Here is a 15,392-nt window from a genome sequence, read left to right as displayed (position 1 = left end):
GCTCACTGGTCAGGGAGGCGTCATGGACGGATCGGAGCCCGGCGGGGCGAAGTCCGCGCGGTCGGGAGAAGATCTCCGGCTGGCTCTGCGCGCCGCCACCATGTACCACCTCGAAGGTGCGACGCAGGCCGAGATCGCCGTGAAGCTGGGCGTCTCGCGCCCGACTGCAGGACGGTTGGTCGCGCGGGCTCGTTCCCAAGGGCTCGTGACGATCGAGATCAACGTCCCCGACGATCTGCAGGGCACCGTGCATGCGGACGTCGAGCGTGAGCTCGAAGCGAAGTTCGGACTCACCGAGGTGTTGGTCGTCTCGGACGTCATCGACGGCACGGACACCGGCTACGGATCCCTCGGCCGAGCGGCAGCGACGTTGCTCTCGCGTCGACTCAAGGATCGCGACGTCCTGGGGTTCACCTGGGGCCCCGAAACGGTGGCGGTGGCGAGCTCGCTGAAGACCCGATCCACCAAATGTGCTGCGGTGGTACAACTCGACGGCTCCATCACCTCGGCCGACTATCAGACCGGTGTCGAGTACACACTCGGACGGTGCGCTGCGTACCTGCAGGCGACACCCATCAGGCTCAACGCGCCGCTGTATGCCGATCAGGCGACAGTCGTTGCGTTGGAGCAGGATTCCGTGATCTCGCGCGCCCTCAAAGCCGGGACCGATGCCGATGTGATGATGTACGGCATCGGTCCCGTTTCCACGTCCACCACCTTGTTCGAGGGCAGCTTCATCGACCTCGACGTGCTCGAAGAATTGCGCCGCCTCGGTGCAGTCGGCGAGATAGGCGGACGGTTCTACGACGCCGACGGCATCGATACCGGAGGATCACTCCCCGGCCGAACCGTGTCGGTGGGGCTCGACGCCATCAGGGCGTGTGATCGGGCTGTGCTCGTCACCGGTGGGCAACGTAAACACGAGGCGCTCCTCGGTGCTCTGCGCGGCGGACTGGCCTCGATCCTGGTGACCGACATCGAAAGTGCACGCTGGCTCGTTGCGCAAGCTCCTGCAACGGCGACCTCCAATGGAAAGGTATTTCAGTGAGGGTTTTACCGAAAGTGGCTGTCGCGGCATCGCTTGCGACAACCTTGGTGCTGTCCGGCTGCGCCGGAGCCGGCTCGTTCGGTGGTGACGGTGACGGCAAGACGATCACCGTCGCGATCGTCTCCAATTCACAGATGTCCGACGCCATTTCGCTCGCTCCGGAGTTCGAGGCGGAGAACCCCGGTATCAATCTGAAGTTCGTGTCGCTGTCGGAGAACGAGGCGCGGGCCAAGATCACCGCCTCGGTCGCCACCGGCGGCGGCGAGTTCGACGTGGTGATGATCAGCAACTTCGAGACCCCGCAGTGGGCCGAGAACGGCTGGCTGACCAACCTGTCCGAGTATGCCGACGCAACACCGGGCTACGACGAGGACGACTTCATTCCCACCCTGAAGGAGTCGCTGTCGTACGAGGGGAGCATGTACTCGGTGCCGTTCTACGGCGAATCCTCCTTCCTGATGTACCGGAAGGACCTGATGGAGGCTGCCGGCATCACCATGCCGGAGGAGCCCACCTGGCAGGAAGTCGCCGACGCCGCCGCGAAGCTCGACAGCCCGGACGTATCGGGAATCTGTTTGCGCGGCAAGCCCGGTTGGGGTGAAGTACTCGCCCCGTTGGATACCGTCATCAACGCATTCGGTGGTCGGTGGTTCGACGAGAACTGGAACGCACAGCTCAACAGCCCAGAGGTGGAACAGGCCGTTCAGTTCTACGTCGACCTGGTCCGTGAGCACGGTCAGGCAGGCGCAGCGACGAGCGGTTTCAGCGAATGCGGAACGCAACTGTCGCAGGGAAATACGGCAATGTGGTACGACGCCACATCTGCAGTGTCGGTCCTCGAAGACCCGACGTCTTCGAACGTCGTCGGCAAGATCGGATACGCCAAGGCACCGTCGGCCGCCAAGGGCGACAACGGGTGGCTGTACTCCTGGGCCCTCGGAATCCCGAAGACGTCCGAGAATCCGGACGACGCCTGGAAGTTCGTCTCGTGGATGACCAGCAAGGAATACCTGAACAAGGTCGGCAACGAATTGGGTTGGGAGCGAGTGCCTCCCGGCAGCCGTCTGTCGACCTACCAGATTCCCGAATACGAGGAGGCGTCCGCTGCGTACGGTCAGGTCACCCTCGATTCGATCAACGGCGCGGATCCGAACAATCCCACGGTGGATCCGGTTCCGTACACCGGAGTGCAGTTCCTGACCATCCCCGAGTTCCAGGACCTCGGAACCCGTGTCAGTCAACAGATCAGCGCCGCAGTAGCAGGACGAATCAGCGTCCACGACGCGCTCGAACAAGCGCAGCAATACGCCGAAGTGGTCGGTAAGACGTACCAGGAGGACCAGGGATGACCACCACCGCAACACGATCGGCGCAGGCCGATTCCGAGGAGTTCGTACCGAGACCGAGGACGATCTCCAAGGCCGAAGGGTGGCGTCGCCGCGGCCCGCTGCTGCCGGCCATGGTGTTCGCCATTCTCGTCACCCAGGTTCCGTTCCTGTTCACGCTGTACTACTCGACGCAGTCGTGGAACCTGGTTCGACCGGGTTCGCAGAAGTTCAACTGGCTCAACAACTATGTGGCAGTCTTCCAGGACAGCCAGTTCCGTGAGGTCGCCCTCAACACGGTGATCATGATCGTCGGAACCGTCATCATCTCGGTGGTTCTCGGGTTGTTCCTGGCTCTGCTGTTGGACCGGAAGTTCATCGGCCGCAGCCTGATTCGCACCCTACTGATCACCCCGTTCCTCATCACCCCGGTCGCCGGCGCGTTGATCTGGAAGACCACGATGTTCGATCCGGTCTTCGGCCTGATCAACTTCGCGCTGAGCCCGTTCGCTGTCGATCAGATCGACTGGGTCTCGCGCTACCCATTGCCCGCCGTCATGGCGAACCTGATCTGGCAGTGGACCCCGTTCATGATGCTGCTGATCCTGGCCGGCCTGCAGTCGATGCCGAAGGACATCGCCGAGGCGGCACGGGTCGACGGGGCAGGGCCGGTCAAGCTCTTCCGTGAGCTGACCCTCCCGCATCTGCGCCGATTCATCGAGCTCGGTGCGGTGCTCGGGGCCATCTATCTGGTCAACACCTTCGACGCGGTCTACATGATGACCTCCGGCGGACCGGGTGTGGCGAGCGCGAACCTGCCGTTCTACATCTACCAGCGAGCGTTCCTCGGCTTCGACATCGGCCAGGCCGCGGCCATGGGCGTCGTCACCGTCGTGGCCACCATCATCGTCAGCACCCTGGCGCTGAGACTGATCTTCAAGAGCTTCAGCGGAACCGAGGAGGCTGCGTGATGAGTACCGCAACTGTAGACAAGACAACTACTCCCGCGCCGATCAAGCGCAAGACCAAGTGGGGCCCGGGTTCCATCTGGTCCTTCGTCGCCTGGGTCGCAGGCATCGCGTTCTTCTTCCCGGTGCTGTGGATGGTCCTCACCGGTTTCAAGCAGGAGGCCGACGCCTACTCCGACCCGCCCAAGCTGTTCTTCACACCGACCCTCGATCAGTATCGAGGGGTCCTGGAGAGCGGCATCGGCACGACGTTGCTGAACTCGGCGTTCGCGACCGTCGTCTCGACGATCTTCGTTCTGCTGCTGGGTGTTCCGGCCGCCTTTGCTCTGTCACTGCGACCGGTCAAGAAGACGAAGGACGTGCTGTTCTTCTTCATCTCCACCAAGATGCTGCCCGTCGTCGCCGCGATCGTCCCGCTGTACGTCATCGTCGGTGACATCGGAATGCTCGACAACATCTGGACTCTGGTCGTGCTGTACACCGCGATGAATCTTCCGATCGCCGTGTGGATGATGCGATCGTTCTTCCTCGAAGTGCCGAGCGAACTGCTCGAAGCCGCGAGTATGGACGGCGCGTCACTGTGGACCTCGGTACGTGAGGTGATCCTGCCGCTGGTTTCGCCCGGCATCGCGGCCACGTCGTTGATCTGCGTCATCTTCTCGTGGAACGAGTTCTTCTTCGCGGTCAACCTCACTGCCGTTCAGGCCCAGACGATTCCGGTGTACCTCGTCGGATTCATCACCGGTCAGGGCCTGTACTGGGCCCAGCTTTCCGCAGCTGCGACGTTCGCAGCACTTCCCGTCGTCCTTGCCGGATGGTTCGCGCAGAACAAGCTCGTGCGCGGCCTGTCCTTCGGCGCAATCAAGTAGGAGAAAGTCCCATGGCTGCAATCACGTACAAGAAGGCATCCTGCGTCTACGAAGGTGCCGACAAGCTCGCCGTCGATTCACTCGACCTCGACATCCAGGACGGCGAATTCGTCGTGCTGGTCGGGCCTTCCGGCTCCGGCAAGTCCACTGCCCTGCGGATGCTCGCCGGCCTCGAGGAGATCGACGGTGGTGCCATCGAGATAGGTGGCAAGAACATGGTGGGTGTGCCGTCGAAGGACCGCGACATCGCGATGGTGTTCCAGAACTACGCCCTGTACCCCAACAAGACCGTCGGGGAGAACATGGGTTTCGCCCTGAAGATGCGTGGTGTGTCCCTCGAGGAGCGCACGAAGAAGGTGGCCGAGGCCGCAAAGATCCTCGACCTCACCGAGTACCTCGACCGCAAGCCCGGCAAGCTCTCGGGTGGTCAGCGTCAGCGAGTTGCCATGGGGCGTGCCATCGTTCGTGAGCCGCAGGTGTTCTGCATGGACGAGCCCCTGTCCAACCTCGACGCGAAACTGCGAGTCCAGACGCGTACGCAGATCGCGGCGTTGCAGCGCCGGCTCGGCACCACGACGGTCTACGTCACGCACGACCAGGTCGAGGCCATGACGATGGGCGATCGTGTTGCCGTGCTGCGCGGCGGCAAACTGCAGCAGTTCGCCTCTCCCACAGACCTGTACGACAACCCCGTCAACGCATTTGTCGCCGGCTTCATCGGCTCGCCTGCAATGAACCTGATGACGGTTCCCATCGGCTCGGGTGGCGTTCAGATCGGCTCGTTCCTGCTTCCGCTCGAACGCGACGAGCTGACCAAGCTCGCCGGCCTGGGTCTCGACAACGTCACCGTCGGGCTACGCCCGGAGCAGCTCGGCATCGTGCAGGGCGGCGGCGAAGGCTTCGAGGGCAAGGTGGATCTGATCGAGGAACTCGGCAGCGAGTCCTACCTGTACGCGCACCTGGACGACCCGAAGGTCAAGGGTCTCGATGGGGGACCGGTGTCGTTGGTTGCGCGTTCGGCCGTCCGAGCCCCGGCCAAGATCGGCGAGAGCATCGGGCTGACGCGACTCGACGGTGCGATCCACCTCTTCCACCCTGAGACGGGGGAGCGCATCTAACGCGGTTGGTACGGGGATCTTCTGGACAGGATCAGCGCCGTCAGAAGCGCTGCGCCCCAGAGCAGGAAGATGCCGTCGAAGAACAGGTGACCGTACTTGACCGATCGGTTCTCGTCCGAGACGACCAATCCGATCACTGCTCCGCTGAACGACGCACCGCCCCAGAGAATCAGCAGTACCGAGCCGGGCCAGGATATGCCGAAGATCAACGACGGCACCCTCGTCCGGTTCTGTGCTGCCAGGCGCGGCCGGTTCAGATAGGCGAGGGCCGGGAGAATTGCTGCGGCGAGTTTGACGAGGGCAAGCACCAGCAGTCCCGTTCGTGCCGTTGCCGGTTCGGAGTCGGCCCACTCCGTGGCGAAGGCACCGACGGTGTCGAGCATCCATCGACCACCTGCAGCCCAATAGGCGGAGAACGCGGCGTGAATGATCCCCAGTACGCACGCGATCGCAAAGAATCGGATGGCCACGGTGATCGAGGCTAGCCGAGTTGCCACCCCCGTTCAGGGGTAGCGAGGAACTGTTCATCTCCCCTACCGTGGCGGTGATGGGCATCACAGGCGCAGGAGGAAACATGGGCGACTCGGCTTATACGGCATTCAAAACCGCACGCGATCTTTTGCTCGACACCTACGGCGACTACGACCGTGCGGTAGCGACTTTCGAATGGCCGTCGTTCGGCGAGACGTTCAACTGGGCCATCGACTGGTTCGACGCGATTGCCCGTGGCAACGACGGCACCGCGCTGTGGATCGTCGAAGAGGACGGCAGCGAGGCCAAATACAGTTTCGACGACATGGCGCGTCGCTCCGATCAGGTGGCTCGTTGGCTCGAACTGCAGGGAATCGGCCGCGGCGACTCGGTGATCCTGATGCTGGGCAACCAGGTGGAACTCTGGGAGTCGATGCTCGCGGTGATGAAGCTCGGAGCGGTGCTGATGCCGACGACCACTGCGATCGGGCCCGCGGACCTGACCGACCGAATGGTGCGCGGCAATGCTCGCGCCGTGATCGTGAACCCCTCGGACACCGGCAAATTCGACGACGTGCCCGGAGACTATCTGCGAATCGCCACTACCGCCCACGACGGTTGGGTCGACTATTCGGATGCCCGCTCCGTCGAGGCCAAACCGTTCGAGTCCGTCACCGCACCGACCGACCGCCTGCTGATGTACTTCACCTCCGGTACCACCAGCAAGCCGAAACTCGTCGAACACACTCAGATCTCCTATCCCGCTGGGCATCTGAGCACGATGTACTTCCTTGGGCTACGCCCGGGCGACGTGCACCTGAACATCAGCTCGCCCGGCTGGGCCAAGCACGCCTGGAGCTGCTTCTTCGCGCCATGGATTGCCGAAGCGACCATCTTCATCTACAACTATGGCAAGTTCGACGCGAAGGCATTGCTCGAGCAGATCCGCCGCGCCGAGGTGACAACGTTCTGCGCGCCACCGACCGTGTGGCGCATGCTGATTCAGGCAGACCTCGCCGGCGGGGGTGGTTCACTGCGTGAGGCAATCGGTGCCGGCGAGCCGCTCAACCCAGAGGTGATCTCGCGGGTACAGCAGGACTGGGGCCTGAACATCAGGGACGGCTTCGGCCAGACCGAAACCACTGCGCTGGTTGCCAATACGCCGGGTGCGGTGCTGAAGTCCGGATCGATGGGCCGGCCACTACCCGGCGTCCCCGTGGTGATCGTCGACCCCACCACCGGCGAACTGGCCGACGAGGGAGAGATCTGCCTCGACCTGGGCCAGAATCCGTTCAACCTGATGACCGGCTATCTCGGCGACCCCGAACGCAACGCTGCCGTCATGGCCGACGGTTATTACCACACCGGTGACGTCGCATCGCGGGATTCCGAGGGCTACATCACCTACGTCGGCCGCACCGACGACGTATTCAAGGCCTCGGACTACAAGATCTCCCCGTTCGAGCTCGAAAGCGTGCTGATCGAACACCCCGCGGTGGCCGAGGCGGCCGTCGTTCCGGCTCCCGACGAGACGCGGTTGGCCGTCCCCAAGGCGTACGTTGCGCTCGCAGCTGGCTGGGAACCCAACGAGGACACGGCATTCGAGATCTTGAAGTACGCCCGCGAGCACCTGGCCCCGTTCCTGCGAGTTCGGCGTATCGAGTTCTTCGAGCTACCCAAAACCATCTCGGGCAAGATCCGCCGCGTGGAGTTGCGCGCCCGTGAGGACGCGGCCGTCGGACCACTGGACAGCGAGTGGCGTGACGACCAGTTCCCTGCGCTGAAGAGGTGACGTGAGCGCCCACTATTGGCTGCTGGAGGCGGGATCCCGATTCTCGAGGCGAATTGTGGACGCTCAGATCAGTTGTGGGTGGGGCCGGCAGGGTCGGTTGTCGTAGGTGACGTGAGCGCCCATTATTGGTTGCTCGCGGCGGGATCCCGATTCTCGAGGCGAATTGTGGACACTGAGCTCAGTTGCCCCAGAACCGCTCGAGGAATTCGAGCACCTCGTCCGATGCGGCCATCGTCGTCGCATGGTCGAAGCCGCGAACGATGTGCAGTTCGGAGTCGGGCACCAGGGCGGCGGCGGCACGGGTGTCGCCCAGCCGGGTTCGATCCTCGCTGCCGACGTAGAACAGCGACGGTGGGGTGAAGTGCTGCAGGACCTCGTCGGGTAGGCCGGGATCGGCGTCGCATGCGCGGATGTACGCGGCCATGGCCTGAGCATCGTTGGCGGAGAACACCGCTCGTGTTCCCGGGTCGATGGGGAACATGCGGTGCTCGTTCCATGCCTCGAGGAACCCGTCCATGCCGCTGCGCTCCAACACGTCCGCGCAGCCCGGGAAGAACAGCCTGTCGAACGCTCCCGCCTGAGCGCCGTGACTACCGCCGCCCACCGCGAGTGAACGCACGCGTTCGGGCCTCGCTGCCGTCAACGCGAGGCCGGCTCTCGCACCGAACGAATAGCCGAGATAGTCGACGGTCGGAGCGCCGACCGCGTCGAGAACCGCGGTGAGATCGCCGACGATGTTGGCCATGGAATAGGCGTCGGGAGTATGGGGCTTCTCGCTGCGGCCATGACCGCGGCTGTCGACCAGAATGAGCTGCCGAGTCCCGCGCAACGCCTTCACATATCCGAACGTCCGCCAAATCGTGTGCGTCAGGAAACTGCCGTGCACCATCAACAACGGCGGCCCGGACCCCACCACCGTGTACGCGATCTGCGTCCCATCATCTGCATTCGAGGCATATTCCACCTCCCGATTCTGACCCTGGACGTCCACTCAACGTGACATTGACCCCCGAAAAGGCCACCGAACGTCACATTGACTCCTCCCGGGTGGGTGTTTCCGCGGCCGACTCGGCCGACTCGGTGGGCTGGGCGATCGGCGTCAGGTCGATGGTGCGGGTAGGGGCGATCGCGTCGAGGAACGGGCGATCGTGGCTGGCGATGATCAGCGCACCCTCGAATGTGTTCAGTGCGTCGATGAGGTGTTGGCGGCTGGTGATGTCGAGGTTGTTGGTGGGCTCGTCGAGCATCAGTAGTTTCGGTGCAGGCTCCGCCAGCAGGATTCGTGCCAGTGCGGCTCGCAGTCGCTCGCCTCCGGAGAGGGTGGCGACGACGGCATCGGCGTCGGATCCGCGGAAGAGGAATCGCGCCAGTTGCCCACGGATCTGTTCGGCGGTGGCGTGCGGGGCCACGTCGGCGATGTTCTCGGCAACGGTGCGTGATTCGTCGAAGATGTCGAGGCGTTGCGGAAGGTATTTCCACGGCACTTCGGCCTCGGCGGCGTCGAGACTGCGCAGCAGGGTGGTCTTGCCGCTTCCGTTCGGCCCGACGAGCGCGATGCGTTCGGGACCGACGATGTGAACGTCGTCATGAGTCAGAACTACCTGTCCCGGATGAACTTTGGTTGCGGGCAGGTCGACGCGTATCTCGCGGTCGTCGCGCAGGAGATCCTCGGCGGCAGACAGGGACGTCCGGGCATCGTCGACGCGATCGCCGTGGGTACCGCGTAGTTTGCCGGCCGATTCCTGTGCGGCCCGCTTGCGTCTGCCCGCAAGGATCGGAGGTACGCGCTTCTGCTCCGACATCTTCTTGCCGTAGCGCAACCTGCGATCGAGTTTGATTTGTGTGTCGACCAATTCGCGTTCCTGCTTGCGCACGTCGTTCTTGGCGTCTCGGACGCTCGCCCGAGCGGCTTCCTGCTCGGCGTCGATCACCGATCGGTAGTGCGTGTAGTTTCCACCGAACAGGCGTACTCGGGAGGTGCCGCTGCGTTCGGCGCGGACCTCGGCGATGGTATCGACACGCTCGAGCAATTCGAGGTCGTGGCTGCAGACGACGAGCACCCCCGAGCATCCGTCCACGGCCGCATACAGTCGTTCTCGTGCAACGCGATCCAAGTTGTTGGTCGGCTCGTCCAAAAGCAGTACATCTGGTTCGGCGAGCAACTGCGCGGTGAGAGCCAGCAGCATCGCTTCGCCACCGGACAGCGTGCCGACCGGTCGATCCAGGTCGCCGAGGGAGCCGACGATGCCGCCCAGACCGAGCTTGTTCAGCAACGCCAGCGCGCGCTCCTCGACGTCCCAGGCCGATCCGACGATGACGAAATCGTCCTCGGAGGATGTGCCGGATTCGATGCGATGCAATGCCTTTCGGACCGAATCGATGGCCAGCACGCGATCCACTGGGAGCTCGGGGTCGAGTGCGATGTCCTGACGGAGATGACCCAGGACGCCGGGCATCGAGATCGAACCGCGCTGCGGCGTCAGTTCTGCGGCGAGCAATCTCAGAAGGGTCGACTTTCCGGCACCGTTCGATCCGACGAGACCTGTTGTGCCGCTGGGGAAGATGGCCGACAACGCGTCGAACACGGGGTCGCCGTCGGGCCAGGAGAACGTCAGATCGGAGACAGAGAGGGAAGATGAATGAGGCATGGATGCTCCAAAGGTGTGCGTGCGGTCGAACTGCAGGCGTCTAGAACCTTTGAAAGAGCAATGGCCTCTCCGAATCTGTGGGCAACAAGGCGATCTCCACGCTAATGCCGAACGTGGGCAATCCGCAAGCGATTTAGACCGAGGGCCCCTTCTTGCGGAGTTCGTCCACAGTCGACATGGCTCCGCGCAGTTCGTTCAACCAGTCCTGCGTGTGCTCGCCGACCAACTTCACGGCCCACGACAGAGCGTCTGCACGAGACCGCGCGACTCCGGCATCGACGAGGGTGTCGAGGACGCGTCGTTCGGGCTGACGCAGGCGGGTCATGACCGGGACGGCCAGGTGGGTGAACAGGACTACCTCGGAATCGGTCCGAACGCCCCAGGCGACCTTGCGTCCGTAGCGCTTCTCGGCCTCGTCGGCAATCTGCATGCGCTCGGCCCGGGTGCCTTCTCGGAATCGGGCGATGCGGCCTTCGGTGGCGGCAGGTGAACTGCCCTCCTCGGTGGCCAACGTCCCGACCACAACGATCTCTTCGCGATCCACCTCGACCGACGCGGTGCCCTCGAACCAGCTGTCGGGCAATCTGCCGCCGAACCAGTCGCCGGCATCGGTGGCGTCGGGAACATCTGCGTGCTGCCAGCCGCCGGGGCGACCGAACGAGCGTCCATTGGGTTTCATGGTGACTCCTCTGTAGGTTCCGTAATACTAATTACATAATTACACCCCATCTCGGGTTCGCGCCACCGCCGATTCGTCGGAGGCCTGGGGCATGATCGACTCCGTGCGCACAACGAGAAGACCGACGACTCTGGCCGCAATCGTGTCCGTGCTGGCCCTGGTGGTCGCTGCCTGCGGAAACAGTGGGCCCGATCAGCCGCAGACGGTCGCCGAGCAGTTCGCAGCCGCCGTCAACAGCTCGAACATCGATCAGGCAGCCGCGCTGACGACCGATCCCGCGGGCGCGAGCGCCGCGCTCACCCAGCTGTACGACGGGCTGTCCGGCGGCGGAACGGTGACGGCCACTCCCGATTTCGAGGCTGTCGACGCGAACGAGGATGCGGGCACGTTCACGCTGAACGCCGGTTGGCGCTTCTCGACCACCACCGACGGCACGGCGGAACCGGACGGCCAGCCGAAGGAGTGGAACTACACGACGTCTGCGACCGCGGCAGAGACTCCGCAAGGGTGGAAGATCACCTGGGACCCGGCCATCTTGGTCCCCGGACTGACGGCCGATTCCTCGGTCCGATTCACCCCGACCGACGCGCTCGTCGCGCCCAAGGTTTTCGATGCCAGCGGCGGCGAGCTCATGTCGCAGCAGGTCGTCACCCTCGTCAACGTCGATGCGACGGCCGATCCGGTGGCCGTCGCCGCTCTCGTCGGATCCGTCGTTCCCGGGATCACGGCCCAGTCTGTTGCGTCGTCTGTTGCTGCTGCACAAGGTGATTCGGCGACCATAGTCTCGCTCCGTCAGGCGGATATCGATCCCATCGGAGCGCAGCTCGCGGCCGTTCCGGGAGTCACCCTGGCACCACAGACTCGGCTGCTGGCCACCGATCGCAATCTTGTCTCGCCGGTTCTCAGCGACCTGACGACGCTGTGGGAACAGGAGCAGGCGGCCAATCGGGGCTGGGCGATCCAATCGGTCGCTGCCGACAACACCGTCACCCAGCTTGCCGGTCGCGACGCCTCCACCGGTGACGACATCGCGACCACCGTCGACTCGGCGTTGCAGATCAAGGCCGAGAACGCCCTGGCGTCGGTGCCGCAGCAGGCTGCGATCGTCGCGCTTCGGCCGTCTACCGGAGAGGTTCTCGCCGTCGCGCAGAACGCCGCAGCGGATGCGGAGGGCCCGATTGCTCTGACCGGTCTCTACCCGCCCGGGTCGACCTTCAAGACGGTGACCACCTCGGCTGCTCTGCAATCCGGTGCCGTCACCCCCGACACGGTGTTGCCGTGCCCGGCGACGGAAAACATCGAGGGACGTCAGATTCCCAACGACGACAACTTCGCGCTCGGCGACGTTCCGTTGCACACTGCCTTCGCGAAATCGTGCAACACGACGATGGGCCGACTCGGCGTCGCCCTGCCGCCGAACGGTCTGACCGACGCGGCCGCGCAGTACGGCCTCGGCGTCGACTACGTGACCCCGGGCCTGACGACCGTCACCGGTTCGGTGCCGTCGGCCGACACCCCGGCGCAGCGCGTCGAATCCGCCATCGGCCAAGGGCAGGTGACTGCGTCACCGTTCGGTATGGCGCTGGTCGCGTCGTCGATCGCGAACAACGGATTGCTCCCGCCGACGGTCGTCTCGGGTAAGCCCGGCGTGGGAAACATGCAGCCGGCAGCGGTGAACCCACAGGTCACCGAGCAGATCAAGGCCATGATGCGCGAGACCATCACCGGTGGTACGGCCACGGCACTGAACGACATTCCGGGGCTGCTCGGCAAGACCGGAACCGCCGAATTCGGGCCGAACAACGAAGGAGCGCACGGCTGGTTCGTCGGAATCTCCGGTGATCTCGCGTTCGCGGTCTTCGTGAACAACGCGGGAAGTTCGGCACCCGCTATCGAGGCTGCAGGACGCTTTCTGAGGTAACAGCGCGAGGTAAACGGACCACTCCGTATCTCAATCGTGACCGGCTCGTATGAATCCCGTGCTTGTTACTCGTGTGACTACAGTGAATATTGTGACTCATGAGTTCTATGAGTCGTGTCCGTCGTGGCCCGCGCAAGGTCCGCGGTCGCTACCTCGTCGCAGTTGCAGCATCGGCGACGCTGTCGGTCTCGGCCGTGTTCTGGATGGTCGACCGCCCACCGAGCGAGGCCGAGGTATTGGTCTCCAAATTCGTCGACGCGCTGGACAACCGCGATGTCGCGGCGGCGGCAGCACTGACGACGTACCCGAACGCCGCGACGGCAGCTCTGAATCAGATGTTCGACGGTTTGTCGGCCGACGGTAGATCGACGGGCGACTTCGACCTGACGCAGTACATGGATCTCTCCGACGAGAGCGGATTCTTCACGCTCGCGTCCGCCTGGAATTTCGGCGAGGGCAAGGACTGGAAGTACAGCGCTCAGGGCGCAACCAAGAAGCTCAGTGTCGGCTGGCGTATCGCGTGGGATCCGGCCACGCTCGTTCCGGATCTGACCTCCGGTGGGTCGGTTCGCTACACCCGCACCGACGCCGCTCCGCCGTTGATCTTCGATTCCGCGAACAACGTGCTGATGAGTGAGCGGACCATCAACGCCATCTCTCTCGACCCCGCCCAGATCAGTGATCCGGCGGCGTCGACTCAGCAACTCGCCGATGTCATCGACGTCGTCGCGCCGCTGATCACCTCCGAATCGCTACTGAAGGAACTCGATTCGGCCCACGGAGCTCCGATCACCGCAGTGACACTGCGCGACGACGACTTCGCCGTTCTCGAAGACGATCTGCGAGCGGTGCCGGGAGTGGTTGTCGCCCCGCAGCCGAAGCTCATCGTCGACGACCGTCGAATCACCTCCCCTGTGCTCGACTCCCTGCGCGCCGCATGGCAATCCGGCCGCGACGCCACCGCAGGCTGGGCCGTCGACACCTACACCGTCGACGGAACCGGTGAACGACGCGTGGGATTCCAAGGACCGGGCGGACCGGACCTGCACGCAACGCTCGATCCGCGCGTCCAACTCGCGGCCGAGAACGCTGTGGTGATGGCGGGTACATCCGCGTCGATCGTGGCGGTGTCGACGTCGACCGGTGCGATACTCGGTGCGGCACAGAACAGTTACGCCAACGAGCAGGGCGACGTGGTGTTCGCCGGCTCCTATCCGGCCGGCACCGCGTCGGAGTTGATCAAAGCCGTACAGGCCGATCGCGGCGACGACAGTGCGGAAGACGCGGCAGCACGATTGGGTCTGGGAATCCACTATGCGATGCCCGGTCTCGACGCCTACACCGGCACCCCCGCCGACAGCCGGAGCGCGATCGACGGTATTCGGAACGTCTCCACCGCATCCGGAGCCGAGGCGACGGTGACACCGTTCGGACTTGCCCAGATGGCAGCAGCGATCTCCCGCGGAAGCGCGCCCACGCCGGCCATCGTCGCCGGGCAGACTGCAGTGGCAGACCGCGCAGCCGAGCCCATGGGCCCTGACGCTGCAGCCCGCCTGCGTGAGATCGTGGCCGCATCGTCGAACAGCAGTGGTCTCGATACGTTCGACGGCGTGCAGGGATTTGCCGGAGAGAGCGGCGATGATCGCTTCGTGCTCGCGACAAGCGGCGATGTTGCCTTCGCCGTCTACATCGAGGACGCCGACGGTGGGGATCAGGCAGTGCGGATGACGAGCCGCTTGCTGCAGGAGATGGCGAACCCCGTCGAATAGGGGCTCGATCGTTAGGCACGGTAGTTTTGTCCGGTGACTGTGCTCGATTTCGGACTACTGGTGGTGGCCGGGTTCTTCGCCGGCCTCATCGGGTTCGTCACCGGGCTCGCATCCCTCGTGTCCTATCCGGCGCTGTTGGCGGTAGGGCTTCCCGCGGTCTCGGCGAACGTCACCAACACCGTCGCGCTGGTTGCTGCCGGAGTGGGTGCCACTACGAGCTCGTCGGCCGAACTCGCCAAGGACGGCAAACAGCTGATTCGCTACGCCGTCTACTCGGCGCTCGGCGGGACCACCGGGGCCATCCTGTTGCTCGTCACTCCGGAGGGATCGTTCGAGGTGATCGTGCCGTTCCTGGTCGCGATGGCTGCGATTGCGCTGCTGCTGCAGCCGAAAATCCGAACGCTGTCCGGCGGCAGGCAATTTCCGACGCTGTACCCGCTGGCGCTGTTCGCCGTCGCCATCTACGGAGGCTACTTCGGAGCCGGAGCCGGGGTTATCTTCCTGGCTCTGGCGCTGATCTGTACGTCCGATACGTTCTGGCGCGCAAGCATTCTGAAGAGCTTCTTCCTCGGCATCGCCAATCTCATTGCGGCGATCATCTTCTCGTTCTCCGGCCACGTGAACTGGTGGGCCGCTCTGGCTCTCGCAATCGGCTGCTTCGTCGGCGGTGCCTGCGGGCCACCGACCGTCAAGGTGATCTCGCCGATCGTGCTCCGCGTGGGGGTCGGCATTCTGGGACTCGGCCTCGCCGGCTGGTTGGGGTACCAGGCATTCGGCTGAAGCT

At 64.1% G+C, this 15,392-nt stretch carries 13 protein-coding genes; 9 read left to right on the top strand and 4 right to left on the bottom strand.

What is annotated here, in order from left to right:
• Positions 1-22 precede the first annotated feature (22 nt).
• Genes CH268_RS10380 through CH268_RS10360 form a run of 5 tightly spaced genes read left to right on the top strand, consistent with a single transcriptional unit; the run spans position 23 to position 5,328 of the window.
• A complete protein-coding gene (locus CH268_RS10380) occupies positions 23-1,048 on the top strand; it encodes a sugar-binding transcriptional regulator (protein WP_032367122.1) in 1,026 nt (341 codons plus the stop codon).
• Complete coding sequence (locus tag CH268_RS10375; protein WP_441344194.1) at positions 1,045-2,397, top strand: ABC transporter substrate-binding protein; 1,353 nt, start codon at positions 1,045-1,047, stop codon at positions 2,395-2,397. Before CH268_RS10380 ends, CH268_RS10375 begins: the two co-directional genes overlap by 4 nt.
• Entirely contained in the window at positions 2,394-3,344 is a 951-nt protein-coding gene (locus tag CH268_RS10370) for a carbohydrate ABC transporter permease (RefSeq protein WP_094663727.1), read from the top strand. The genes CH268_RS10375 and CH268_RS10370 overlap by 4 nt, the downstream gene beginning before the upstream one ends.
• Positions 3,344-4,210, top strand: coding sequence for a carbohydrate ABC transporter permease (locus CH268_RS10365; protein WP_032367120.1), 867 nt, complete (start codon positions 3,344-3,346; stop codon positions 4,208-4,210). Before CH268_RS10370 ends, CH268_RS10365 begins: the two co-directional genes overlap by 1 nt.
• Positions 4,211-4,221: 11 nt before the next feature.
• On the top strand, positions 4,222-5,328 hold the full coding sequence (locus CH268_RS10360) for an ABC transporter ATP-binding protein (protein WP_094663725.1): 1,107 nt from the start codon (positions 4,222-4,224) through the stop codon (positions 5,326-5,328).
• Here the strand turns inward: CH268_RS10360 and CH268_RS10355 are convergent.
• Positions 5,325-5,798 carry a DUF3995 domain-containing protein gene (locus CH268_RS10355; protein WP_217900905.1) on the bottom strand — a complete coding sequence of 158 codons (474 nt, stop codon included), beginning with the start codon at positions 5,796-5,798 and terminating at the stop codon, positions 5,325-5,327. The two genes, CH268_RS10360 and CH268_RS10355, sit on opposite strands and share 4 nt — an antisense overlap.
• 77 nt (positions 5,799-5,875) lie before the next feature.
• On the opposite strand from CH268_RS10355, the gene CH268_RS10350 reads away from it, so the two are divergent.
• The gene (locus CH268_RS10350; RefSeq protein ID WP_441346972.1) at positions 5,876-7,591 is read left to right on the top strand and encodes an AMP-binding protein; all 1,716 of its coding nucleotides are present in this window, start codon (positions 5,876-5,878) and stop codon (positions 7,589-7,591) included.
• 178 nt (positions 7,592-7,769) lie between these two features.
• On the opposite strand, the gene CH268_RS10345 is transcribed toward CH268_RS10350, so the two are convergent.
• From CH268_RS10345 to CH268_RS10335, 3 genes are all read right to left on the bottom strand, one after another.
• Positions 7,770-8,555 carry an alpha/beta fold hydrolase gene (locus tag CH268_RS10345; RefSeq protein WP_094663874.1) on the bottom strand — a complete coding sequence of 262 codons (786 nt, stop codon included), beginning with the start codon at positions 8,553-8,555 and terminating at the stop codon, positions 7,770-7,772.
• A 64-nt stretch (positions 8,556-8,619) separates the two neighbouring features.
• The gene (locus CH268_RS10340) at positions 8,620-10,239 is read right to left on the bottom strand and encodes an ABC-F family ATP-binding cassette domain-containing protein (protein ID WP_094663723.1); all 1,620 of its coding nucleotides are present in this window, start codon (positions 10,237-10,239) and stop codon (positions 8,620-8,622) included.
• 133 nt (positions 10,240-10,372) lie between these two features.
• Positions 10,373-10,918: a hypothetical protein gene (locus CH268_RS10335; protein WP_094663721.1), complete on the bottom strand. Its 546-nt coding sequence runs from the start codon at positions 10,916-10,918 to the stop codon at positions 10,373-10,375.
• Between the two features lie 91 nt (positions 10,919-11,009).
• Here CH268_RS10335 and CH268_RS10330 point away from each other — a divergent pair, with 91 nt between their 5' ends.
• The 3 genes from CH268_RS10330 to CH268_RS10320 all read left to right on the top strand — a co-directional run bounded on the left by CH268_RS10330 (position 11,010) and on the right by CH268_RS10320 (position 15,388).
• The gene (locus tag CH268_RS10330; protein ID WP_094663719.1) at positions 11,010-12,839 is read left to right on the top strand and encodes a penicillin-binding transpeptidase domain-containing protein; all 1,830 of its coding nucleotides are present in this window, start codon (positions 11,010-11,012) and stop codon (positions 12,837-12,839) included.
• A 107-nt stretch (positions 12,840-12,946) separates the two neighbouring features.
• Complete coding sequence (locus CH268_RS10325; RefSeq protein ID WP_176456782.1) at positions 12,947-14,608, top strand: NTF2-like N-terminal transpeptidase domain-containing protein; 1,662 nt, start codon at positions 12,947-12,949, stop codon at positions 14,606-14,608.
• A 33-nt stretch (positions 14,609-14,641) separates the two neighbouring features.
• Entirely contained in the window at positions 14,642-15,388 is a 747-nt protein-coding gene (locus CH268_RS10320) for a sulfite exporter TauE/SafE family protein (protein WP_027495346.1), read from the top strand.
• Positions 15,389-15,392: the final 4 nt, after the last annotated feature.

The sequence above is a fragment of the Rhodococcus sp. 06-1460-1B genome (genome assembly GCF_002258475.1).
Classification (GTDB): domain Bacteria; phylum Actinomycetota; class Actinomycetes; order Mycobacteriales; family Mycobacteriaceae; genus Rhodococcoides; species Rhodococcoides fascians.
The sequence above is the reverse complement of the archived record's forward strand: the minus strand, read 5'-3'. Positions and strand labels throughout refer to the sequence as shown.

Excerpts from the sequence above, each read along its gene's own strand:
- CH268_RS10380 (WP_032367122.1), top strand. The coding sequence starts at position 23 with ATGGACGGATCGGAGCCCGGCGGGGCGAAGTCCGCGCGGTCGGGAGAA.
- CH268_RS10370 (WP_094663727.1), top strand. The coding sequence starts at position 2,394 with ATGACCACCACCGCAACACGATCGGCGCAGGCCGATTCCGAGGAGTTC.
- CH268_RS10365 (WP_032367120.1), top strand. The coding sequence starts at position 3,344 with ATGAGTACCGCAACTGTAGACAAGACAACTACTCCCGCGCCGATCAAG.
- CH268_RS10360 (WP_094663725.1), top strand. The coding sequence starts at position 4,222 with ATGGCTGCAATCACGTACAAGAAGGCATCCTGCGTCTACGAAGGTGCC.
- CH268_RS10350 (WP_441346972.1), top strand. The coding sequence starts at position 5,876 with ATGGGCATCACAGGCGCAGGAGGAAACATGGGCGACTCGGCTTATACG.
- CH268_RS10340 (WP_094663723.1), bottom strand. The coding sequence starts at position 10,239 with ATGCCTCATTCATCTTCCCTCTCTGTCTCCGATCTGACGTTCTCCTGG.
- CH268_RS10335 (WP_094663721.1), bottom strand. The coding sequence starts at position 10,918 with ATGAAACCCAATGGACGCTCGTTCGGTCGCCCCGGCGGCTGGCAGCAC.
- CH268_RS10330 (WP_094663719.1), top strand. The coding sequence starts at position 11,010 with ATGATCGACTCCGTGCGCACAACGAGAAGACCGACGACTCTGGCCGCA.
- CH268_RS10325 (WP_176456782.1), top strand. The coding sequence starts at position 12,947 with ATGAGTCGTGTCCGTCGTGGCCCGCGCAAGGTCCGCGGTCGCTACCTC.